This is a genomic window from Catenuloplanes nepalensis, from assembly GCF_030811575.1.
In the GTDB taxonomy this organism is placed as follows: Bacteria; Actinomycetota; Actinomycetes; order Mycobacteriales; family Micromonosporaceae; genus Catenuloplanes; species Catenuloplanes nepalensis.
The window spans coordinates 6861116-6883272 of record NZ_JAUSRA010000001.1 but is presented as its reverse complement, the minus strand read 5'-3'; the positions used below and the strand labels follow the sequence as shown (position 1 = coordinate 6883272).

Here is a 22157-nt window from a genome sequence, read left to right as displayed (position 1 = left end):
CGCCTTGATCATTTGGGTAAGGTCCCTCTGTGAGTTCGCCCCTGTCGCTGCTGGCCCGCAACCCGGACTTCCGGCGGCTCTACCTCAGTGAACTCGTGGTCTTCGGCGCGGACTGGTTCATCATGGTCCCGCTGCTCGTGCTGCTGACCGACCTCACCGGCAGCGGCGTGCTGGGCGCGCTCGTGATGACCGTCGACACCGGGCTGAACGCGCTGCTGCTGCCGTACTCCGGCACGGTCGTCGACCGGGTCAACCGCCGCACCGTGATGATCTGCGCGAACCTGGCTGCGCTGGTCGCGTCGCTGCTGCTCTTCGCGGTCCAGGACGCCGGCACCGCGTGGCTGTCGCTGCTCGCGATGGCCGCGATCGCGGCCGCCAAGGCGTTCTACACGCCCGCCGCTCAGGCCGCGCTGCCCAACGTGGTCGACGCCGCGGACCTGCCCGCCGCGAACGCGCTGGCCGGTGGCGCCTGGGGCATCATGGTCGTGGTCGGCGCCTCGGTCGGCGGCGTGGTCAGCGGCTTCGCCGGGCCGTACGCGTGCTTCGCGATGGCCGGCGCCGGACTGCTGATCGCATCGTCGCTCACCTCCCGGATCGGCCGCCCGCTGCAGGCCGCCGCGCCGGACGGCCCGCCACCGCACCCGTTCGCCGCGATCCGCGAGGCGCTGCGGCACATCGGCGGCAGCCCGCGCCTGCGCGCACTCATCACGGTCAAGTCCGCGGTCGGCCTCGGCAACGGCGTCATCGCCGCATTCCCGCTGGTGGTGGCCGCCTACGGGGTGGGCCCGGCCGGCGTCGGCGTCCTCTTCGCGGTGCGCGGCGCCGCGGTGCTGGCCGGCCCGCTGATCACCCGGCGGCTGCTCGACCACCAGACCTGGCTGCTGCCCGGCCTCGCGATCTCGATGGGCGTCTACGGCCTCGCCTACGCCACCGCCGCGTTCGCGCCGTGGTTCCCGCTGCTGGTGGTGCTGGTCTTCGTGGCGCACTTCGCCGGCGGCACCAACTGGATGCTCTCCAACTTCGCGCTGCAGGGCGCGGTGCCGGACACGTTGCGTGGCCGCGTCTTCGCCACCGACCTGATGCTGACCACGATCGCCATCTCGATCAGCCAGCTCGCGGTCGCGGCCGTCATCGACCACGTCGACCCGCGGCACATCATGGTCGGCAGCGGCGCCGTCACCCTGCTCTACGCCTGCGGCTGGGCCATCGCCACCCGCCACCCCAAGACCCCGTAGACACAGGTATTCGCGCTTCCGCCGTGGCCGAGTCCCCAGTGCTCCCGCGGGCACCGGTCCAATGCCACTCAGGTTAAGTTGATCATGGTTCCGACCTGCGCCCCTCACGAGCATCTCGCCGGCATCCGCGCGACGCCGCCGGTCCACCTCTGTCGCCCGTCCCCCTCGGACGGACTCCGTTGCCCATCCCTTCGGCCCGGGGAGCGCGGGCCCACCCGAGCCCGCGCGGCAACCAGGCGATCCGCGCCGGAAATATCGCGACATGCCATCCCCCGGCGCGGACTACCCGCCCGCGAGGTGCCACCGCCGCGACCTGAGTGATCAATCAGTGGAGCAAAAGATAGATCAAAAACCGAAGTTGATCGCTCTTTTGCTCCACTGATTGATCACTCAGGCGGCAGGCCCGAGGTCGTCGAAGAACTCCTGGCGTCGCCGGGCAGGCGCCGGTGGCTTTATCGGGAAATTTCGAGCACGAGGCGCCCGGGCGCATCGGAGGGGTGCGGCTCTGCCCGTCGCCGGCGGTGTTTCGACTCCGCTTCCGCTTCTCGTGAGATCCAGCCGGGTCGCGGCCTCGGCCCGTGCGGCCCTGCGGCGGGTGCCGGACGGCCGCAGCTCGGGCGCGGAGTGCCCGTGGCCCGCGGTCTGCGGCGGGGGTGCGGCCGCGGTGAGGGCGGTGGTCTGCGGCAGGGGTCGTGGCCTGAGCCCGGCTGGGGGTGGCTTTCTCGGTCACGGCGGAACCGGCAGGGAGGCCGCCCGCGGCCGACCGGTGCCCGCGGGAGCACTCGGAACGGGACCACGCCGGAAGTGGGCAATGAAGGTCTTGCGGTGGGGTGTTAGCATTGTGATATCACTTCGATATGGGGGAGATGTCATGGAGCGGCGAGTCTTCCGGTTGAACGGTTTTCTGGTGATCGGGCTGCTGGTGCTGCTGACGGCGGCGGGGGCGGGCGTGGCGCTGCCGTTCCTGAACGCGGACGGTGGCGAGGTGATCATCGGGGTGACCGCGGTGGTCCTCGCGGTGATCCTGACGATCGCGTCGACCGGGTTCGTGGTGGTGAATCCGAACGAGTCGCAGGTGGTGCAGTTCTTCGGGCGCTACCTGGGCGTGATCCGCACCGAGGGTCTGCAGTGGACGTGGCCGTTCACGGCGCGGCGGCGGGTGACGCTGCGGGTGCGCAACTTCGAGACCGACCGGCTGAAGGTGTCCGACGCGGACGGCAACCCGGTGGAGATCGCCGCGGTCGTGGTGTGGCGCGTGGTCGACCCGGCCGCGGCCGTGTTCTCGGTCGACGACCACATCGAGTACGTGGCGGTGCAGGCCGAGACCGCGGTGCGGCACCTGGCCACCAGCTACCCCTACGAGGCGCACGACACCGGCCGGTCCAGCCTGCGGGACAGTTCGGTGGTGAGCGAGGAGCTGACCGCGGAGCTGCGTGAGCGGTTCGAGCGGGCCGGCGTGGAGGTGCTGGAGTCGCGCACCACGCACCTGGCCTACGCTCCGGAGATCGCTCAGGCGATGCTGGCGCGTCAGCAGGCGAGCGCGATCGTCGGCGCGCGGTTCCAGATCGTGGAGGGCGCGGTCGGCATGGTGTCGAATGCGCTGGAGCGGCTGCGGGCCGAGCACGTGGTCGAGCTCGACGAGGAGCGCAAGGCGCAGATGGTGGCCAACCTGCTGGTGGTGCTGTGCGGTGACCGGGCCGCGCAGCCGGTGGTCAACGCGGGGTCGCTGTACTCCTGAAAGGGCACGGTCGATGCCGGAGCGCAAGAAGCTGCTGTTACGCCTGGACCCGCAGGTCTACGACGCGGTCGCGAAGTGGGCCGCGGACGACCTGCGCAGCGTGAACGCGCAGATCGAGTTCGCGCTGCGGCAGGCGCTGCGGGCCGCGGGCCGCAAACCCCGGCCCGCGCCCGAGCCCGAGGCGGGCGAGGTCACTGAATGAACGGAGGCCGTGGACCCTGGTCCACGGCCTCCCACGGGTTGCGCGGCGTGGCGCGCGCCAGCACGGCCGCGATCAGCAGGGCCAGGCCGGCGACGGACAGCCCGCCGGTGACGATCCACTGGCCGAACGAGTAGAGGCCGAAGAGCGACGTGCCGACCGCCTCGAGCACCCCGGGCGTCGCGATCTGCCAGATCATCCCGAGCACGGTGGAGGCCAGCACCAGCGCGAGCCCGATCGTGGCGAACCGGGCGCTGCGCGCCGGGAGCGACCGGGCCCGCGCGCGGACCAGGGCCAGGCCGGCGACCGCGGCGATCAGCATCGGCAGCGAGGTGACGGCTGCGAAGAAGAACATGGTCGGCACGGTAACCGCAGGTCGCAAGGGGTACCCCACCCGTGCGGAAGGGAATGCGGAGACCTCCTAGGCTGGTCGCGTGGCTCTCTCCTTCGTCAGTGACCCCGTCACCGTGCGGGTCCCCGCCACCAGCGCGAACCTCGGGCCGGGGTTCGACGCGCTCGGTCTCGCGCTCGCGCTCCACGACCACGTCACCGGCCGCGTCACGGACGCCGGCTGCGTGGTGACGGTGACCGGGCAGGGCGCGGGCGAGCTGCCGGCCGGCGCGGAGCACCTGGTGGCCCGCGCGGCGTTCGCGGCGTTCGACGCGCTCGGCGCGCGCCCGCCCGGTCTGGCACTGGACTGCGACAACCGCATCCCGCAGGCGCGCGGCCTCGGCTCCTCGTCCGCCGCGATCGTGGCCGGCATCGAGGTGGCCCGGTCGCTGGTGGTGAACGGTCGCGAGCTGATGGACGACGCGGCCGCGCTGCGCCTGGCGAACGAGATCGAGGGCCACCCGGACAACGTGGCGCCGTGCCTGCTCGGCGGCTTCACCATCGCCTGGACCGGCGACGACGGCGCGCACGCGGTGCGGCTGGCGCCGTCCGCAGCCGTGCATCCGACGGTTTTCGTGCCGGATGTCCGCGGTCTGACCGCGCACGCGCGCGCCGCGCTGCCGACCGAGGTGCCGCACGCGGACGCGGCGCGCAACGCGGGCCGGGCCGCACTGCTGGTACACGCTCTGACCAGCGGGCCGGAGCTGCTGCTGCCGGCCACCGAGGATCGTCTCCACCAGGACTATCGGGCGCCCGGCATGCCGGAGAGCGCGGCGCTGGTGCGACGGCTGCGCGCCGCCGGCGTGGCCGCCGTGATCAGCGGTGCCGGGCCCACCGTGCTGGCATTGACGCAGGTCCCCGAGGACTTCGAGGCCGGGGACGGGTGGGTCGCCACGCCGATGTCGGTGGACCCGGACGGTGCGGGAGTGTCCGGTAGTACACTGGGACTCGCGGAGCGGTACACTATTGCCGCAGGTCGCAAGAGTTGATTACGCTCTAGACCTAGCAGCACGACCGCGAAGCAAGCGATGATCTCCTGCGGGTCGGTGCACCCCCGAAGCTTTCGGCGGTCAGCCCGTCTCACCTCCTGCCTAGGCATGACGCCGTTCCGCAGATGTCACGGCCGCTGTCGGCGGCGATCCTGATCTGTCGATCCAGACCGATTGGAAACCGCTCTCCGGCTGCCGTGCACAAGACTCCCGTGACGCGCTGTGCGAGGCGGGAACCGAGGCCGCCCGGCCACCACTGACAACACCCGGGCAGCCCGGCCTTTACGAGGGAAGGAATCCATTGAGCGACACCACCGACATCGCGTCGGATGCTTCCAAGGTCGCTGATGACGCCGCGGCCGGCACCACCCGTCGCCGGCGCTCCGGGACCGGCCTGACGGCGATGCTCCTGCCCGAGCTGCAGAGCCTCGCCGCGTCGCTCGGCATTTCCGGCACCGCCCGGATGCGCAAGGGCGAGCTGGTCGCCGCCATCTCCGAGCGGCAGGGTGGTGGCGCCGGCGGAGGTGCCCCCCGCCAGCGTGCGGAGGTCGCCGCGGCGGCCGCACCGGTGCGCGAGGAGGTGCGGGCCGAGGTCCGCGAGACCCCCGCCGCCGCTGCTGCTCCCGCTCCCGCCGCCGAGACCCCGGCCGAGGCCCCGGCGGAGACGACGCGCGCGCCGCGCCGGTCCTCCCGCGCGGCCGCTGCGCCGGAGCCGCGCAACGAGACCGAGGAGCAGCCCGAGCCGCAGCGCGAGGGCCGCAGCCGTCGTGAGCGTGGCGACCGTGCCGAGCGCAACGACCGCGGCGACCGGCCGGAGCGTGGCGAGCGCGCCGACCGTGGTGACCGGCCGGAGCGCGTCGAGCGCGCCGACCGTGGTGACCGGCCGGAGCGCGTCGAGCGTGGCGACCGCGTCGAGCGCAACGATCGTGGCGACCGGCCCGAGCGCGGTGACCGCGCCGACCGTGGCGACCGGCCCGAGCGCGGTGACCGCACCGAGCGTGGCGACCGGCCCGAGCGTGGCGACCGGGACCGGAACGACCGTGCGGAGCGGGCTCCGCGTGGCGCGGATCGGGACCGCAACGATGACAACGACTCGGACGACGAGGACGGCGGCCGGCGCGGCCGGCGTTCCCGCTTCCGTGACCGCCGCCGCGGCCGTGGCGAGCGGGAGGGCGGCGACCGTCCGGAGCGCGGCGGCAGCGAGCCGCAGGTCTCCGAGGACGACGTGCTCGTGCCGGTGGCCGGCATCATCGACGTGCTGGACAACTACGCGTTCGTCCGCACCACCGGTTACCTCTCCGGGCCGAACGACGTCTACGTCTCCATGTCGCAGGTCAAGAAGTACGGCCTGCGCCGCGGTGACGCGATCACCGGTGCGGTCCGCGCGGCCCGCGAGGGCGAGCAGCGGCGCGACAAGTACAACCCGCTGATCCGGCTCGACACGGTCAACGGCATGGACCCGGACGAGGCCAAGCGCCGCCCCGAGTTCTACAAGCTCACGCCGCTCTACCCGCAGGAGCGCCTGCGGCTGGAGACCGAGCCGCACATCCTGACCACGCGCGTCATCGACCTGGTGATGCCGATCGGCAAGGGCCAGCGCGCCCTGATCGTCTCGCCGCCGAAGGCCGGTAAGACGATGGTGCTCCAGGCGATCGCGAACGCGATCACCCAGAACAACCCGGAGTGCCACCTGATGGTGGTGCTGGTGGACGAGCGCCCCGAAGAGGTCACCGACATGCAGCGGTCGGTGAAGGGCGAGGTCATCGCGGCCACGTTCGACCGTCCGCCGCAGGACCACACCACGGTCGCGGAGCTGGCGATCGAGCGGGCGAAGCGCCTCGTCGAGCTGGGCCACGACGTGGTCGTGCTGCTCGACTCGGTGACGCGTCTCGGCCGGTCGTACAACCTGGCCGCGCCCGCCTCCGGCCGCATCATGTCCGGTGGTATCGATTCGACCGCGCTCTACCCGCCGAAGCGCTTCCTCGGCGCCGCGCGCAACATCGAGAACGGTGGCTCGCTCACCATTCTCGCGACCGCGCTGGTGGAGACCGGGTCCATGATGGACACGGTCATCTTCGAGGAGTTCAAGGGCACCGGTAACGCGGAGCTGAAGCTGGACCGGAAGATCGCCGACAAGCGCACCTTCCCGGCCATCGACATCCACCCGTCCGGCACGCGTAAGGAAGAGATCCTGCTCGCGCCGGAGGAGCTCGCCATCACGCACAAGCTGCGCAAGGTGCTCCACTCGCTGGAGTCGCAGGCCGCGCTGGACCTGCTGCTCGGCCGGCTCAAGGAGTCGCGGACGAACATCGAGTTCCTGATGCAGATCGCGAAGTCGACGCCGGGCGACTGACGAAACTTCACAGAGCCTCAGCGGGTACGCGGTTAAACGTACCCGCTGAGGTTTTTCGGTTTCGGCCGCGAACTGCGGCTTTTGGGGCGGAAAATGGGGGTGTGTCGCACACGGCCGTGCCCGGCTATCGGGACAATCCGACCGCTTCGTGGGATCCGGACGCGCCGGTGGACGCGATCGAGGCGGAGGAGTTCCTGCGGCTCTGCTACGCCGAGGAGAAGCGTCTCGGCCCGGTGGAGCAGCGGCTCTCCTCCGTGCGGGCGCAGATCGCCGCGACCGGCACCTACGCGCAGACGTTCGACGAGGTCGCCTACGGCGCGAAGGTGGCCTGGCGCAACGCGTCCCGCTGCATCGGCCGGCTCTACTGGCGCAGCCTGGTGGTGCTGGACCGGCGCGACGTGCACACCGCGGAGCACATCTTCGCGCTGCTGACGCGGCACCTGCGGCAGGCCGGCAACGTGTCCAACCCGGGCATGCTGCGGCCGGTCATCTCGATCTTCCCGCCGGCGGTGCCGGGCCGGCCGTACCCGCGGATCTGGAACGAGCAGTTGATCCGGTACGCGGGGTACCGGCGCACCGACGGCAGCGTGCTCGGCGACCCGCGGATGGTCGAGTTCACCGAGGCGATGACCGCGCTGGGCTGGCGGGGCCAGGGCTCCGACCACGACGTGCTGCCGCTGGCGATCGAGACGCCGGCCGAGGGCGTGCGGCTCTTCGAGCTGACCGGCCGGTCCGTGCTGGAGGTGCGCATCTCGCACCCGGAGCTGCCCTGGTTCGAGGAGCTGGCCCTGCGCTGGCACGCGGTCCCGGCGATCTCGAACATGCGGCTGACCATCGGCGGCGTGCACTACCCGCTGGCGCCGTTCAACGGCTGGTACATGGGGACCGAGATCGGCGCGCGTACGTTCGGCGACTCCGGCCGCTACGACCTGCTGCCCGAGGTGGGGAAGCGGATGGGCCTGGACACGTCGTCCGAGGCCACACTGTGGCGGGACCGCGCGCTGATCGAGCTGAACCGCGCGGTGCTGCACTCCTTCGAGCGGGCCGGCGTGAAGATCTCCGACCACCACACCGAGTCGGAGCGGTTCCTCACCCACCTCCGCAACGAGGAGCGGGCCGGCCGCCCGGTGCCCGCGGACTGGAGCTGGATCGTGCCGCCGATCTCCGGGTCCGCGACGCCGGTCTTCCACCGCTACTACCACGAGGCGGACCAGCGGCCCGCGTTCTATCTCGACTCCGACGCCCACGAGCGGGCGGTCCGGCCGAAACCCTCAGCTACGGGCCGGTGAGGCCGAACGGGGACGTGGAGTCGGAAGTCCGCGCGCGAGGGGATGGACCGGATGTACCCACGGCCGCTGCTGCCGGTGCTGGCCGTCTGGGACCGCACCCGGATGACGGTACGCCTCTCGATCATCATGGTGGTGCTGCTCGTGCCGTGCATGAGCGCGGTCTACGGCTTCGTTCACTTCTCCCAGGGACAGATCTCGTTCTCCGAGCGGGAGAGCGACGGCAACGACGTGTTGCTGCCCGCGCTGGAGCTGTTCGGCGGCGCGCTGGCCGGCCGGCGCCCGGACCTGGGCGCGCTGAACGCCGCGATGAGGGACAACCCGGAACTCTTCGAGGACGGCGGGCTGGACGAGGCGCACGCCGCGCTCACGTCCGCGGCGGCCGGTGAGACCACCGCGGGTGCCGGGCGGATCGCGTTCGGCGAGGCGCTGGCCGCGTTCATCACCGGCGTCGCCAACGAATCCAACCTGATCCTCGACCCGGACCTCGACTCGTTCTACGTGATGGACATGGAGGTCGTGCAGCTGCCGCGGGTGCTGCTCGCCGCGGCCCGGGCGGCCTCGCCGGTCGCCCCGGCCGGGGCCGAGCTCACCGGCGGTCAGGCCGGCACCGCGCTCGTCGCCGAGCAGGCCGTCTATGCCAGCGAACTGACCACGGTCGCCGGCAATCTGCGGACCGGCGCGGAGACGTCGCTGGCGAACACGTCCGACGACGCGCTCGCCGGGCGGCTGGCCGGCGTGGAACGTGTGGCGGCCGCGGCCGAGGCGATCGCCGCCGCGCTCACGGCCGGGCTCGGTACCGCGGTCGCGGTCGATCCGGCACCGCTCGGTGACGCGGTCACCGCGGTCACCGGCGACCTCTACGCCGCACTGGGCGGGCTGATCGACACCCGGGTCGGCGGCTTCGAGACGGAGCAGGACACGATCCTGGCGATCACCGTGACCGGCGTGCTGCTGGCGGTCTACGCCGGAGTCGGGCTCTGGTGGCACACCCGCTTCCACGTCGGGCACATGGTGGCCGGCGTGCAGGCGATCGCGGCCGGGGATCTGGCGCCGCGCCCGCTGCCGACCGGCCGGGACGAGTTCGGCGACATCGGCCGCGCGCTCGGCACCGCACGCGAGAAGATCACCGCCCAGGAGGTGGACCTGCGCGCCGGCCAGGACGCGCGCGAGCAGCAGATGGCGGCGAGCATGAGCCAGCAGCAGCGCTCCGAGGCGCTGCTGCGGGAACGGGCGAAGGAGGCGATCGCGGACACCGCGTCCACGATCGCGATGGAGCTGACCGAGGTGGCCGATCAGGTAGAGCGGGTCCGCACGGCCACGAACCGGATCGACGGGCAGATGGCCTCGGCCGCGGAGATCACCGAGTCCGTGGTGACGAAGGCGGCCGAGGCGGACCGGGTCACCGGCGCGCTCAACGCGAGCCTGCGCCGGGTCGCGGAGATGGCCCAGGTGATCGCGGGCGTGGCCGACCAGACCCGCATGCTGGCGCTGAACGCGACGATCGAGGCGGCCCGGGCCGGCGAGATGGGCAAGGGCTTCGCGGTGGTGGCCGGCGAGGTCAAGGACCTGGCCACCGCGTCCGCGCGCTCCACCGACCAGATCTCCAGCACGATCTCCTCGCTGGAGGCGGACGTGGCGGAGATGTTCGCCGCGATCGGCGGCGTCACCGACGGCATCGGCAGTGTGAACACGGCCACGCTGGAGTTGCGGCAGATCGCGGCCGACCAGCACGACCTGGTGCAGAGCCTGGACCGGGGCGTCGCGGAGACGCTGGCCCGGATCAACAACATGGTGGACCTGACCGACAAGCTGGAGCGGCGGGAGCATCCCCGTTACCCCGACAGCGGGCCGGTCACGCTGGTCGTGAACGGCGAACGGCACACCGGCCGCCTCGTCGACGTGAGCCTCGGCGGCCTGCACTGCACCGTGCCGGCCCTCGACCGGCTCGGCCCCGGCGCCGATGTGACCGCCGAGCTGGGGGTCTCCGGCACGACCGTCGCGCTCGCCGCGACCGTGGTCCACCGGGCCGGCGACGACGTGCGGCTACGCTTCCTCGACGTCTCCCCGCAGGTCCGCCAGAAGCTCGCCCGGCACATCGACACGCTCGGGAATGCGGTGCCGTGAGACGCGGTTACACCACCCGGAACGGTCGCCGTCTCCCGGTGCGGGCCCCGCACCCCGGACATGGCAGACTGGACCATCGGCCAGCGGTTCCGGTTCACGCTCGACGATCAGCGCCGAGCGACCCGGCGACCACCCACGAGAGGACCGAGGCACATGAAGAAGGACATTCACCCGCAGTACGCCGCGACCGAGGTGTCGTGCTCCTGCGGCAGCACCTTCACCACGCGGAGCACCGCCAAGGGCGGCAAGATCAGCGTCGAGACCTGCAGCGCCTGCCACCCGTTCTACACCGGCAAGCAGCGCGTGCTCGACACCGCGGGTCGCGTGGCGAAGTTCCAGCAGAAGTACGCCAAGGTTCAGAAGACCGGCGCGAAGACCAAGTAGCTCCCCGTACGGCGCTCGTTCCTGTCGTTCGACAGGGGCGGGCGCCGTTCGTCGTTCGCGCCGGGTTTGTCATACAGAGAGCTGGAGAGATGAGCAACGAACGGCTGATGTCGCTCCTGGAGGAGTACGCCGACCTGGAGAAGCGGCTCGCCGACCCGGCCATCCACGCGGACCAGAACACGGCCCGGCGGGTGGGCCGGCGGTTCGCCGAGCTCTCCCCGATCCACAAGGCCAACGGCGAGCTGGAGCAGGTACGCGAGGACCTGGAGGCCGCCCGCGAGCTGTCCGCCGAGGACGCCGCCTTCGCCGCCGAGGCCGAGGAGCTCTCCGCGCGCCTGCCGCGGCTGGAGGAGCGCCTCGCCGAGCTGCTCATCCCGCGGGACCCCAACGACGCCAAGGACGTGATCCTGGAGATCAAGGCGGGCGAGGGCGGCGAGGAGTCCGCGCTGTTCGCCGGTGACCTGCTGCGCATGTACCAGCGGTACGCGGAGCGCCACGGCTGGGTCACCGAGGTCATCGAGGCGCAGAGCTCGGACATGGGCGGCGTCAAGGACGTCTCCGTCGCGATCAAGACCAAGGGCGTGCCGGAGGGCGGCAACGGCGTCTGGTCCCGGCTCAAGTGGGAGGGCGGCGTGCACCGGGTGCAGCGCGTGCCGGTCACCGAGTCGCAGGGCCGCATCCACACCTCCGCCGCCGGCGTGCTCGTGCTGCCCGAGGCCGAGGAGGTCGACGTGCAGATCGACGCGAACGACCTGCGCATCGACGTGTTCCGCTCCTCCGGGCCGGGCGGCCAGTCGGTCAACACCACCGACTCCGCGGTCCGGATCACGCACCTGCCGACCGGCGTGGTCGTCTCCTGCCAGAACGAGAAGTCGCAGCTGCAGAACCGGGAGCAGGCCATGCGGATCCTGCGCTCCCGGCTGCTCGCGCACGCCCAGGAGGCGGCCGCGGCGGAGGCGTCCGACGCGCGCAAGTCGCAGGTGCGCACGGTCGACCGGTCCGAGCGGATCCGGACCTACAACTTCCCGCAGAACCGGATCACCGACCACCGGATCGGCTTCACGGCGTACAACCTGGACCTGGTCCTGGCCGGCGACGTGGACGGCGTGCTGGACGCGCTCACCGAGGCCGACCGGGCAGCTCGGCTGGCCGGCGATACCGAGCTGTCCCGGAAGTAGCGCCGCCTAGGTCCTGTGGGCGGTGGTGTAGCGGGCGCGCTGCGCGAGGTCGTACCGGAGCCGGATGATGGCGAACCGGCCGTCCTCGCGCAGCAGTGCCGGCACCTCCGCGCCGTGCGTCTCGTCGTGCTCGACCGCGAACGAGCCGCCGGACCTCAGCAGCCGCGCGGCCGTGCCGATCACCGCGGGGATCAGGTCGAGGCCCTCCTCGCCGCCGAAGACGGCCTGCGGGGGGTCGTGGTCGACCTCGACCGAGACCTTCGTGCCCAGCGGCACGTACGGCGGGTTGCACAGCACCAGGTCGACGGTGCCGTTCAGCTCGGCCAGCACCGACGCGTCCGCGACGTCGCCCTCGGCCACGGTGACGTGCGCGTCGCCGGCGTCCGCGCGGGCGGCCGCGTTGCGCCGCAGCCAGGTCAGCGCCTCCGGGGACCGCTCCACCGCGTAGACCTTCGCGTCCGGCCGCTCGTTCGCCACGGCCAGCGCGATCGCGCCGGAGCCGCTGCACAGGTCGACGACCACCGGCCGGGAGTGCCCGGCGAGCGCGGCCAGGCCCCAGTCCGCCAGCAGCTCGGTCTCCGGGCGCGGCACGAACACGCCCGGGCCGACCGAGAGTTCGATGTGCCGGAACGGTGCCGTGCCGGTGATGTGCTGCAGCGGCACGCCGGTCGCACGCTTCTCGATCACCTTGACGTACTCCAGCAGCGCCGCCTCGGTGAAACCGTCGGAGAGCAGCAGCTGCGTGCGGGACTCGCCCAGCACGTGGGCGGCGAGAATCTCCGCGTCGACGCGCGGCGTCGGGACGCCGGCCTCGTCCAGGCGAGACGTCCCCCGGGCCACGACCGCGGAGGCTCGTGTCCGTTCCGTGCCCGCTAGGGGCTTTCCATGAGCGTGGGTCACGCCATAATCATTACGGTACGCACATCGCGGCGGGCCGAAAGCACGCCGCTCAGCTTTACGGACCACTCAGCTTTTACGGATCACTCAGCTTTACGGACCACAACATTGCGGCGGCTCGGCAGGCGCGCCGCGATGACACCTTTCCCGACATCACGGAGGCGCCGAGTGGGTTGGCTCGACCGGGTCACGGACCAGGCCGACCGCCTGCGTGAGGCGCGGATCCTGCAGCAGGCCGATCGTTCCGCGGAGGCGTCCCGGCTCCTGGAGCGGGTCGCCGAGAGCACCCGCGATCCGATCGCGCGGACCGACGCGCTGGTCCAGCGGCTCGGCACACTGATCAACCTCGGGCGCACCGCGGAGTACGGGCCGGCCATGGACCGCGCGTTCGAGGCCGTGCAGGACCTGCCGGAGCCGTACGTGCGGGGGCAGCTGCACGCGTTCGCCGCGCTCGCCGCCCACCACCAGGGCGCACTCGACCGCTGCGTGATGCACCTGGTGCAGAGTTCACGCGCGCTCAACGCGGTGACCGACCCCGACTCGGACACCGCCTGGGGCTGGCACGACCTCGCGATGGCGTACTCGTACCTGGCGTTCCACGGCTACGCGCTCTCCGCGATCGAGCGCGCCCGGCAGATCGGTGCCGCGGCCGGCCTGGCGGAGGAGGTGCTGGCCGCGCCCGGCATCCGGCTGCGGAACGCGATCGCGCTGGACCACTCGGGCGACACGGACGGCTGCCTGCGCGTGCTCCGCGACGTCAGCGACGACCTGGCCCGGATCGGCCGGGCCGGCCACCTGGACCGGATCCGGCCCAGCGGCCGCGCGGCGTACGGCTACACGGTCGCCCGCCGGGCCGCGCTCGGCGAACGCGGCCCGGTCGACGCCCGGCCGCTGCTCGCCTACGGCGGGGACAGCGCACGCGCCCGCGACCTGCGCAGGCTCGGCGAGGTGTGCCTGTCCATCGCGGACGGCCGGACCGGCGAGGCGCTGTCGCAGCTGAGCGCGGTCACGGTCGCGCCGGAGACGCTCGGTGCGGCCGAGCCGGCCCGGCTGCGCAGCATCTCGTACGCGCGCGCCGGCGATCACGAGGCGGCGCATCGCGCGGACCGGCTCGCGTTCCGGCTGGCCACCCAGCGCAACGACCGGCTGCGCGAGGTCTACGTGGACGGCATCGCGGCGCGCCTGGACCAGGAGGAGATGCGCCGGGCCGCCGCGCAGTCCGGTGGGGAGGCGCTCTCCGACCCGCTGACCGGCCTGCCGAACCGCCGCCGCCTGGAGCGGTACGTCGTGGAGCTGGCCGAGCACGGCGAGCGCGCCGCGCTGGGCGTCTGCGACCTGATGGGCTTCACCTCGGTCAACACCGTGCACGGCCACCACGCCGGGGACCTGGTGCTGCAGCGCGTGGCCGGGGTGATAAACCGGGTGATGCGCCGCGGTGACTTCGTGGCCCGCTACGGCGGCGACGAGTTCGTGGTGGTGCTGCCCGGCGCGGGCATGGCGCAGGCGGCCGAGGTCGGCCGGCGGATCTCCACCGCGCTGGCCGCGGAGGACTGGGAGTCGCTGGTCCCGGGCACGCCGATCTCCGCCCGCCTGGGCTGGGCCGAGGTCAACGGCGCGATCCCGGAGGGCCGCGGCGGCCTGGCCGACGCACTGGTCCGAGCCTTCCGCACGGTCACCGCCTGACACCGCTCCCGGCGTCCGTGATCGGGGCGTGTCGGAACAGCAGGGACGCCCTGGTCACGGGGTTCTGTCCCGGCGAACGTTCGTGGAAGCCCACTGGGGCGTGTTCGGTGGATCTCGTCGAGCCGAGGCCAGGTCCAGGTGTCGTGAAGGGTGTGCGGCACGGAGGTCCGCATACCGGTGTCGTATGTGGGCTTGTGCGGCGTGCGGCCGGGCGGCGCCTGGCCACGCCGCAGTCCGGCGAAGATCCACCAAACACGCCTGGCGTGCCGGCTGACGGACGTCACCGCATGAGGCCGGTCTCAGGTTCGTCGTAGATCTGCTCGCCCAGCGACACCCGGAAGTGGAACGTGGCGGTCCGGCCCTCCACCGCGACCAGGAACGACCCCGGCGTGGCCAGCCGGTAGATCTGCCGGCGCCGCGGCGACCAGGGGTGCTCGGGCTGGTATTCCCGCGCGGTCTTCAGCGCCAGCTCCTGCGCGCCCTCCTCGGTCTCGGCCGCGGGCGCCACGTTGGTCACCCGCCACTGCCGCCCCTCACCGTTGCCGCTCTGCTCCTCGACGATCACGAACCACCCGCTCATGCCGCCGAGCCTAGGCACCCGGCGCCAATGATCCTTCGACGCGGCTGGCGGTGGTGCCCCGGCTGGGTCGTGCCCCGGCGGGCGGTGGTGCCCCGGCGGGCGGTGGTGCCCCGACGGGCGGTGGTGCCCCGGCGGGCAGGGACTGGCTGCGGTGTGGAAGCCGCTGGGTTTGTGGCGACCATCCTCGGATCCCGCAGGGAGGAGCGCCAGCGACGACCGTTGCCCGCGGGAGCATGCGGAACTCGGCCAGGCCGGAAGCGGGTAGATCGCTGTGCGGTGGCTCTTGGTGTTCTCGCCATGCGGATGGGTCTTCGTGGGCGCCGATGCATCCCACAGGATCATTGAGTGATACGCGGGGGAGGCCGACGGCGATAGTCGATCTACCCTGCGTATCACTCAATGATCGATTGCGGTGCCGGCAGTCGTGCTGCTCCGCAAGGGTCCGTGCGCTGGGCGCTATTTCATGATTTTTCGGGCGCAGGGCGCCCGCTGGAGTGCCTGCGCTGCGCGGCGGCGTCACCGACGGGCTCGCGCAGGCACCTGCGTCCGCGAGTCGCGGCGGATCCGGGCGAAGTGCACGGTGGTCGAGCAGGATCTGTCGCTGGCGGTGCGCGGAGTCCAGCAGGATCTGTGGCTGGCGCGGTGCGCGGAGTCCGGCGGGATCTGTGGCTGGTGCGGTGCGGGGAGACCGGCGGGATCTGTCGCCGGCGGTGCGCGAGGACCGGCGCTCGGTGCGGTCGCGATCTTCGCGTTCCCGCGCGGCTGTCCGGGTCCCGGCGCGTTGGTATCGGCGGTCAGGCCGGGACGCCTTGGTCATGGGCGTCCGGGGCGGGGGCCGCGCTTGCTCCTGGGCTCGGGCCGGCTCTCGCCGTCGGCCGGGTTCCTGGCCGCGCCCGCGTCCGCGTCCTCGCCGAAGAAGCGGGGGGAGGTGTGTTCGTGGGCCAGGCGGCGGAGGGCGGCCTGGAGCGCGTCGCCGACGACCGTGCCGATCACCGCGCCGGTGACCACGTCGTCGGCGGTGCGCTCGGTGGCGATGCCGCGCAGGTCGGACTCGGCGATCATCTCGGCGGCCTGGGCGTACCGGTCGATCTCGGTCATCAGGTAGGCGACGTCCAACTCGCGGAACGTCAGCATCACCTCGGCCAGCCGGCGGCGGCCCGGGCTGACCGGGTCGATCCGCCAGCCCCAGCGCGCGATCAGCGCGTCCACGTCCGTCATCGCCGCGGCCAGCGCCGGGCTGGCGGGTTCGTTCTCCTTCACGCCGGCCAGCGGGTAGAGCGTGCGGCCGAGGCGGCCGTGCAGGTCCTTGTCGTCGACCTCGCGCAGCACCTCGCGGATCGTCGCGATCGGCAGCCGGCCGACCTCCAGCATCGCGCGGACGAGCCGGAGCCGGCGCACGTGCCCCTCGTCGTAGCTGGCCTGGTTCGGGCTGGTCAGCTCGCCGGGCGGCAGCACGCCCTCCCGCAGATAGAACTTGATCGTCGGCACCGGCACCCCGGTCCGCCGGCTCAGCTCCGCGACACGCATTCGTCCGTACCCCTTGCGATCTTCCTCGGTCCTGGCGGATAGTCTACCTACCGATAGTGGAGAGTGCCGCTATCCATCTGGGGGGTTCTCGTGCATCGTCCGCTGATCCATGTTTCCGGTGCCATGGCCGTGCTCGCCGTGGCCTGCGCCTTCGGGCTGTGGCTCGACCCGCGGGTGCTGGTCGGCGCGCCGATCTGGCTGAAGCCGCTCAAATTCTCAATCTCCATCATCGTGTACGCGCTCACGCTGGCCTGGATGATCTCGCTGCTCGACGCGCGCCGCCGCCGCATCGGCTGGTGGCTCGGCACCGTGATCGCGGCCGGCCTGGTCATCGAGATGATCGCGATCGTCGGCCAGCTCCTGCGGGGCCGCCAGAGCCACTTCAACGTGGCCACCGCGTCCGACGTCGCGGTCTGGTCCGTGATGGCCGCGAGCATCATGGTCGTCTTCGTCGCCACGCTCGGCCTCGGCGTGATCCTGCTCCGCCAGCGCCTCACCGACCGGCCGGCCGCGCTCGCGATCCGGCTCGGCATCGGCATCGCGCTGGCCGGCATGGTCGTCGGCTTTCTGATGACCTCGCCCACGCCGTCCCAGCTCGATGCGATGACCGGCGGCGCCGCGCCCACGCTCTCCGGCGCGCACAGCGTCGGCGTCGAGGACGGCGGCCCCGGCCTGCCGCTGGTCGGCTGGAGCACGGCCGGCGGCGACCTGCGCGTCGGCCACTTCGTGGGCCTGCACGCCCTTCAGGCCCTGCCGCTGCTCGCGTTCGCGCTGACGCTGCTGTCCCGTCGCTGGTCACTGCTGACCGATTCGGCGGTACGGACGCGCCTTATCGCCACGGCCGGCGTCGGCTACGCGTGGCTGACCTTCGTCCTGACGTGGCAGGCGCTGCGCGGCCAGTCCGTGATCGCGCCCGACGCGCTCACGCTCGCCGCCGGTGCGGTCGGGCTGCTGACCACGCTGACCGCCGCGATCTGGATCGTGCGGCACCACTCGTGCGCGCTGTCGTCCCCCGCGTCACTCCCGGCCGGTGCCCGGTGAACGCGGTCCTGTTCCAGCTCGCGTTCCTGCTGGCCGCGCCGTTCTGGGCTCTGATGATCCTGGCCCCCACCTGGTCCCTGACCCGCCGGATCACCGCTGATCGTGCTGGCCCCGCTGTCGGTCTGGCCCTTCGCCCTGGGGGCGGACTTCCCCGCGTTCGCCGCCGAGATGCTGTCACCCGATCTCACCGGCGTCCAGGCCCTGCTCACGAGTCCCGGCGTGGTCGCGGCGGTCTGGGCCCACCTGATCGCCTTCGACCTCTTCATCGGCCGCTGGATCCACCTCGACGCCCGCGACCGCGGCCTGCACCCGTTGGTGATGGGGCCGATCCTCGTGGTGACGATCCTGCTGTCCCCGATCGGCCTCACCCTTTACCTCGTTGTGCGTGTCCTACGTTCTCCGGCTCAGCTGACCAGTTCCACCCGGCAGTAGGCGGAGGCCGCGGTCGCCAGGCGGGCATCGGCGGTGACCAGTGCGGCCATCCGATCCTCCGCGACCGCGACGTAGGCGGCGTCGTAGGCGCTGATGTTGTTTCGTAGCTCCCACATGCGTGGCAGCAGGGGGTCGAGTGGCGCGGCGTGGATCGTCAGCCAGGCTATTCGCCTGACGGCTTTGGCTCCTTGCGCCTCCTCTATCTTGCGGCCGAGCGTGAGCCCGCGAATCGCGGAGAACGTCTCCGCACGCCAGTGTTCGGGGGCGACCCATTCGGAGTCCCGGTTCATCGCCTCAGAAGCTCTGGTTCCGCGCTCGTCGGTGTAAACCATCAGGTTGGTCAGAGCCGACGCATCTACCACGATCATGCGTCGTATTCACCCCTGCGCTCGCGGCGGATGACGTCGGCGGCGTCCGGGGCATCCGGCCCGGCGCCGCCGGTCACAGCGAGGTCTCGCCTGATCTCGGCGATCAGCTCGCGATTACGGCTGATCGTCGCCGCTCGGGTGATCACGGACAGGAGGAGGTCCTGCAGTGACTCGCCACGGTCGCGAGCCTGTCGTAACAGCGCTTCGAGCACGTCTTCCGGCACGTCGTGAATCGTCACGGAGGTGGCCATGGTCTGATTCTGCACGCGTTCCAGTGTCAATGTCATGGCGCCAACATAATCGACTATGTCGACTGGTGCAGCCCCGAAACGGCTCCGCGAGGAAGAATCAGCTCGCGGTGATCGGGGTGCTGGGGGTGCCCTCGTTCCAGGAGCGGTCGAGCGCGGTGACGCAGTAGGTGGCGATGGGAGCGGCCGGGGCGGCGGGGTCGACCCACTGCTGGTCGGTGGCGCCGGTGGCCCGGGCGGTGGCGACCAGCGTGGCCTTGTCGCCGTCCACGCGGTAGAGCGCGTAGGAGGCGGCCTCGGAGCCCTCGCCGGCGCGGCCGGTCACGGTCACGGCGCCGGTCTTCGAGTCGCGGACCGCGGAGGTCAGGGCCGGGGCGGGCGGCGGTGCGGACGGCATCTGCGGCATGACCGCGGGGAGCGCGGGCGTGGAGTAGTGATCCTTCGCGTACCGCGTGACTGATCCTAGTTTGTCGGCCTTGACCTGTTTGGCGCTGAAGTGGACGCTGCCGGTCACCTCGGGGTGCGTGCGGTTCAGTGCCATCTGCTTGCTGAGCTGGTCCGCTTCCTTCCAGGCGCCGGCCTCGCCCGCCCGGTAGTCGGCCTGGCCGATCCACAGCTGCACGCCGGTCCCGGCCACGGTCTCCGTCCACCAGGGCAGCAGCCTCGCGTAGTCGGCCCGGTCGAAGCCGATGTTCCAGTAGAGCTGCGGCACGATGTAGTCCAGCCAGCCCTCGCGGACCCATTTGCGGGTGTCCGCGTAGATCTCGTCGTACGCCTGCAGGCCGCGGCTGTCCGAGCCCTCCGGGTCGGTGCTCTGGTTGCGCCAGATGCCGAACGGGCTGATCCCGAACTTGACCCACGGCTTGAGCGCCCTGATTTTTTCGGACATCTCCTTGACCAGCAGGTTCACGTTGTCGCGCCGCCAGTCACCCTTGTCCTTGATGTTCCGGTTGTGCGCGGCGAACGCGGCGTCGTCCGGGAAGTCCTCGTCGTCCTCCGGGTACGGGTAGAAGAAGTCGTCGAAGTGCACGCCGTCGACGTCGTACTTCCGGACCGCCTCCAGCATCGCGTCCTCGACGAACGCGCGCGCCTCCGGAACGCCGGGATTGAAGTAGAACCGCCCGTTCTCGCTCGGGTAGACCACGCGCCACTCCGGGTGCGCGCGCAGCGGATGGTTCGGCGCGAGCTGGTTCAGGTCGTCGCCGGCGCCCTTGGCCGCGGCCGGCTGACTGCCCCGGTACGGGTTGAACCACGCGTGGAACTCCAGGTTGCGCGCGTGCGTCTCGGCGATCATCCACTCCATCGGGTCCCAGCCCGGACTCCGCCCGTCACGCTTGCCGGTCAGCCAGTCCGACCACGGCGCGTACTCCGAGGGCCAGAACGCGTCGCCGCTCGGCCGCACGTGCACGAAGACCGCGTTGTGGTTGAGCTTCTGCGCCAGGTCGAGCCAGCCGAGGTATTCCGCCTTCACCTGCGCCTCGGGCAGGCCCTTCTTGCTCGGCCAGTCGATGTTGTTGACGCTGGTGATCCACATGGCGCGCAGCTCGCGGGGCGCGGACGTGGCCACGCCGCCGCAGGAACCGGCCGTGGACGCGTTGAGCGTGGCCGCGCTCTCCGGTTCGCGCGCCTCCGCGGCGCCGCCCGAACGATCGTCCGCCCAGCGGAGCAGGCCGATCGTGGCGACCAGCACGATCACTGAAAGTCCGGCGGTCAGTCCGATGAGTAACTGGCGGCGGGTGGGCTTCGTCTGCGCGGGCACCCGACCCAGTCTGCCGATCGCGGGCGAAATCGCAAACGTTGCCACCGGTGCGGGTGCGGTCTCAGTCGACCATGGCACACTCTCCCCGTGATGCTCTATGACTGCCGGTCCGCAGCCGATCGTGATCGAGGCATCGCCGCCGCGATCGAGGCGGCGAAGAACGGCGAGCTGGTGGTCATGCCCACCGACACGCTGTACGGCATCGGGTGCGACGCGTTCTCCTCGCACGCCGTGAACTCGCTCTTCAACGCGAAGGGCCGCGGCCGGACGCCCCCGCCGGTCCTGGTCGGCTCCCGGCACACGCTGAACGGCCTGGTGCTGATCCTGCCCAAGGCGGCGCGGGACCTGGCCGACGCGTTCTGGCCCGGCCCGCTGACGATCATCGTCGACCACGCGCCCAGCCTGCAGTGGGACCTCGGCGAGACGAACGGCCAGATCGCGGTCCGGCAGCCGCTGCACCCGGTCGCGCTGGAGGTGCTGCGCGAGGTCGGCCCGATGGCGGTCTCCTCGGCGAACAAGACCGGCCGCCCGGCACCGCTGACCGCGGCCGAGGCGCAGGACCAGATGGGCTACTCGGTCCGGACATATCTGGAGGCCGGCCCGGCGATCGACCCGGTGCCGAGCACGATCGTGGACGTCACCGGCGACGAACCCCGCATGTTGCGCGCGGGCGCGATCCCGCTGGAGAAGCTCCGCGACGTGGTGCCGGACATGCTCGGCCAGGAGGACTGAATGCCGCCGTTTTCCGTGCTGCACGTCTGCATGGGCAACATCTGCCGCAGCCCGATGGCCGAGCACATGCTGAACATGGCGTTCGCCCGGCGCCTGACCGGTTCTGATGCGGTCGCCGAGGAGCTCATCTACTCGCACAGCGCCGGGACCGGCGGCTGGCACGCGGGCGAGAAGATGAACCCGCCCGCGGCTCGCGAGATCAAGCGCCGGGGCGGTGACGCGTCCGCGTTCGAGGCCCGCAAGCTGCGCTCGGACCACATCGACGCGGCCGACCTCATCCTCACCGCAACGGCCGACCAGCACGAGTATGTGCTGGCGCTGCGCCCGGACGCGGCGGCCCGCTCGTTCGTGCTCGCCGAGTTCGGGCGTCTGCTGGCGGTCGTCGACGAGTCCGCGCTGCCGCCGGCGGAGGCGACGCCGGAGGCGGTCTACGCGCGCGGGGTCGCGCTGGTGGCCGCGGTCGACGCGGCGCGCGCCGGCGCCGAGTCGCTGCCGGCCGACGACCTCGACGACCCGTGGGGGCGCGGCGACGCGGCTTTCGTCCGCATCGCCGACGAGATCGAATCCACGGTCGACCCGCTGGCGAGCCGCTTGCTCGCCGGGATCGCCGGTCCTCCCGCGTTCAGGTGAGCTTCCGGCGCCGAGACGAGAGGGCCGTGGCTCCGCGGGTCGCGTGGTGATCGAATGCCGCGGCCGTCCGCGTCAAAGGATCATTGACCGACACGAAGATTAGGTCTACTTCGACCTTTGACCTCTTTTCGTGTCGGTCAATGATCCTTTCGCGGCCAAAGCGTCGGCGCGCCCGGCGCTGCCCGGCGCTGCCCGGCCAAACGATCATTGAGTGATACCTGGGGTACGTTCATCGGCCCAATGGATCTACCTGGTGTATCACTCAATGATCGCCAGAAGTGAGCGGGCCGGGTCGCTCGGGCACGCCGGGAATGGCTGGCCCGCGTCGCTGCATCCGCCCGCGGCGGAGGGTGGGGCGGCCACGCCGGGGTGGCCGCCCGA

20 protein-coding genes and 1 pseudogene are annotated in these 22157 nt (G+C 71.7%); 14 read left to right on the top strand and 7 right to left on the bottom strand.

Annotated elements, in window-relative coordinates; all coding sequences use genetic code 11:
• Window positions 1–29 precede the first annotated feature (29 nt).
• The 3 genes from J2S43_RS29530 to J2S43_RS29520 all read left to right on the top strand — a co-directional run bounded on the left by J2S43_RS29530 (window position 30) and on the right by J2S43_RS29520 (window position 3175).
• Window positions 30–1235: an MFS transporter gene (locus tag J2S43_RS29530; RefSeq protein ID WP_306834769.1), complete on the top strand. Its 1206-nt coding sequence runs from the start codon at window positions 30–32 to the stop codon at window positions 1233–1235.
• 871 nt (window positions 1236–2106) lie between these two features.
• Window positions 2107–2973: an SPFH domain-containing protein gene (locus J2S43_RS29525; RefSeq protein WP_306834767.1), complete on the top strand. Its 867-nt coding sequence runs from the start codon at window positions 2107–2109 to the stop codon at window positions 2971–2973.
• 13 nt (window positions 2974–2986) lie between these two features.
• The gene (locus tag J2S43_RS29520) at window positions 2987–3175 is read left to right on the top strand and encodes a type II toxin-antitoxin system antitoxin (RefSeq protein WP_306834765.1); all 189 of its coding nucleotides are present in this window, start codon (window positions 2987–2989) and stop codon (window positions 3173–3175) included.
• On the opposite strand, the gene J2S43_RS29515 is transcribed toward J2S43_RS29520, so the two are convergent.
• Complete coding sequence (locus J2S43_RS29515) at window positions 3165–3527, bottom strand: hypothetical protein (RefSeq protein ID WP_306834763.1); 363 nt, start codon at window positions 3525–3527, stop codon at window positions 3165–3167. The genes J2S43_RS29520 and J2S43_RS29515 overlap by 11 nt on opposite strands.
• Before the next feature lie 79 nt (window positions 3528–3606).
• Between J2S43_RS29515 and thrB the strand changes: the two genes are divergently transcribed.
• The 6 genes from thrB (at window position 3607) to prfA (ending at window position 11879) form a co-directional block, all read left to right on the top strand.
• Window positions 3607–4551 (top strand): homoserine kinase, encoded by a 945-nt coding sequence (thrB, locus tag J2S43_RS29510; protein WP_306834761.1) that lies wholly within the window; start codon window positions 3607–3609, stop codon window positions 4549–4551.
• Window positions 4552–4852: 301 nt separating this feature from the next.
• Window positions 4853–6904 (top strand): transcription termination factor Rho, encoded by a 2052-nt coding sequence (rho, locus tag J2S43_RS29505; RefSeq protein ID WP_306834759.1) that lies wholly within the window; start codon window positions 4853–4855, stop codon window positions 6902–6904.
• A gap of 101 nt (window positions 6905–7005) precedes the next feature.
• Window positions 7006–8193, top strand: coding sequence for a nitric oxide synthase oxygenase (locus tag J2S43_RS29500; protein WP_306834757.1), 1188 nt, complete (start codon window positions 7006–7008; stop codon window positions 8191–8193).
• Between the two features lie 51 nt (window positions 8194–8244).
• Window positions 8245–10317, top strand: a complete 2073-nt coding sequence (locus J2S43_RS29495) for a methyl-accepting chemotaxis protein (RefSeq protein ID WP_306834755.1) — start codon at window positions 8245–8247, stop codon at window positions 10315–10317.
• Window positions 10318–10470: 153 nt separating this feature from the next.
• A complete protein-coding gene (gene rpmE, locus J2S43_RS29490) occupies window positions 10471–10701 on the top strand; it encodes a 50S ribosomal protein L31 (RefSeq protein WP_306834753.1) in 231 nt (76 codons plus the stop codon).
• A gap of 89 nt (window positions 10702–10790) precedes the next feature.
• Window positions 10791–11879, top strand: a complete 1089-nt coding sequence (gene prfA, locus J2S43_RS29485; RefSeq protein WP_306834751.1) for a peptide chain release factor 1 — start codon at window positions 10791–10793, stop codon at window positions 11877–11879.
• Window positions 11880–11885: 6 nt separating this feature from the next.
• Here the strand turns inward: prfA and prmC are convergent, their stop codons facing one another.
• Window positions 11886–12719: a peptide chain release factor N(5)-glutamine methyltransferase gene (prmC, locus tag J2S43_RS29480; RefSeq protein ID WP_306834749.1), complete on the bottom strand. Its 834-nt coding sequence runs from the start codon at window positions 12717–12719 to the stop codon at window positions 11886–11888.
• A gap of 225 nt (window positions 12720–12944) precedes the next feature.
• Here prmC and J2S43_RS29475 point away from each other — a divergent pair, with 225 nt between their 5' ends.
• Entirely contained in the window at window positions 12945–14459 is a 1515-nt protein-coding gene (locus J2S43_RS29475; RefSeq protein WP_306834745.1) for a GGDEF domain-containing protein, read from the top strand.
• Window positions 14460–14739: 280 nt separating this feature from the next.
• On the opposite strand, the gene J2S43_RS29470 is transcribed toward J2S43_RS29475, so the two are convergent.
• Both J2S43_RS29470 and J2S43_RS29465 read right to left on the bottom strand, forming a co-directional pair.
• The gene (locus tag J2S43_RS29470) at window positions 14740–15039 is read right to left on the bottom strand and encodes a hypothetical protein (protein ID WP_306834743.1); all 300 of its coding nucleotides are present in this window, start codon (window positions 15037–15039) and stop codon (window positions 14740–14742) included.
• A gap of 813 nt (window positions 15040–15852) precedes the next feature.
• Complete coding sequence (locus J2S43_RS29465; protein ID WP_306834741.1) at window positions 15853–16566, bottom strand: MerR family transcriptional regulator; 714 nt, start codon at window positions 16564–16566, stop codon at window positions 15853–15855.
• 123 nt (window positions 16567–16689) lie between these two features.
• Between J2S43_RS29465 and J2S43_RS29460 the strand changes: the two genes are divergently transcribed.
• Both J2S43_RS29460 and J2S43_RS29455 read left to right on the top strand, forming a co-directional pair.
• Window positions 16690–17607, top strand: a complete 918-nt coding sequence (locus tag J2S43_RS29460; RefSeq protein WP_306834739.1) for a hypothetical protein — start codon at window positions 16690–16692, stop codon at window positions 17605–17607.
• Window positions 17608–17660: 53 nt separating this feature from the next.
• Window positions 17661–18039, top strand: a pseudogene (locus J2S43_RS29455) (ABA4-like family protein).
• Here the strand turns inward: J2S43_RS29455 and J2S43_RS29450 are convergent.
• The 3 genes from J2S43_RS29450 to J2S43_RS29440 all read right to left on the bottom strand — a co-directional run bounded on the left by J2S43_RS29450 (window position 18012) and on the right by J2S43_RS29440 (window position 20414).
• Window positions 18012–18407: a type II toxin-antitoxin system VapC family toxin gene (locus tag J2S43_RS29450; RefSeq protein ID WP_306834735.1), complete on the bottom strand. Its 396-nt coding sequence runs from the start codon at window positions 18405–18407 to the stop codon at window positions 18012–18014. The pseudogene J2S43_RS29455 and the gene J2S43_RS29450 overlap by 28 nt on opposite strands.
• Window positions 18404–18694, bottom strand: a complete 291-nt coding sequence (locus tag J2S43_RS29445; protein ID WP_306834732.1) for a hypothetical protein — start codon at window positions 18692–18694, stop codon at window positions 18404–18406. The genes J2S43_RS29450 and J2S43_RS29445 overlap by 4 nt, the downstream gene beginning before the upstream one ends.
• 61 nt (window positions 18695–18755) lie before the next feature.
• On the bottom strand, window positions 18756–20414 hold the full coding sequence (locus tag J2S43_RS29440) for a glycoside hydrolase family 10-like protein (RefSeq protein WP_306834730.1): 1659 nt from the start codon (window positions 20412–20414) through the stop codon (window positions 18756–18758).
• 90 nt (window positions 20415–20504) lie between these two features.
• Here J2S43_RS29440 and J2S43_RS29435 point away from each other — a divergent pair, with 90 nt between their 5' ends.
• Both J2S43_RS29435 and J2S43_RS29430 read left to right on the top strand, forming a co-directional pair.
• The gene (locus tag J2S43_RS29435; protein WP_306839526.1) at window positions 20505–21146 is read left to right on the top strand and encodes an L-threonylcarbamoyladenylate synthase; all 642 of its coding nucleotides are present in this window, start codon (window positions 20505–20507) and stop codon (window positions 21144–21146) included.
• Window positions 21147–21776: an arsenate reductase/protein-tyrosine-phosphatase family protein gene (locus J2S43_RS29430; RefSeq protein ID WP_306834728.1), complete on the top strand. Its 630-nt coding sequence runs from the start codon at window positions 21147–21149 to the stop codon at window positions 21774–21776.
• Window positions 21777–22157: the final 381 nt, after the last annotated feature.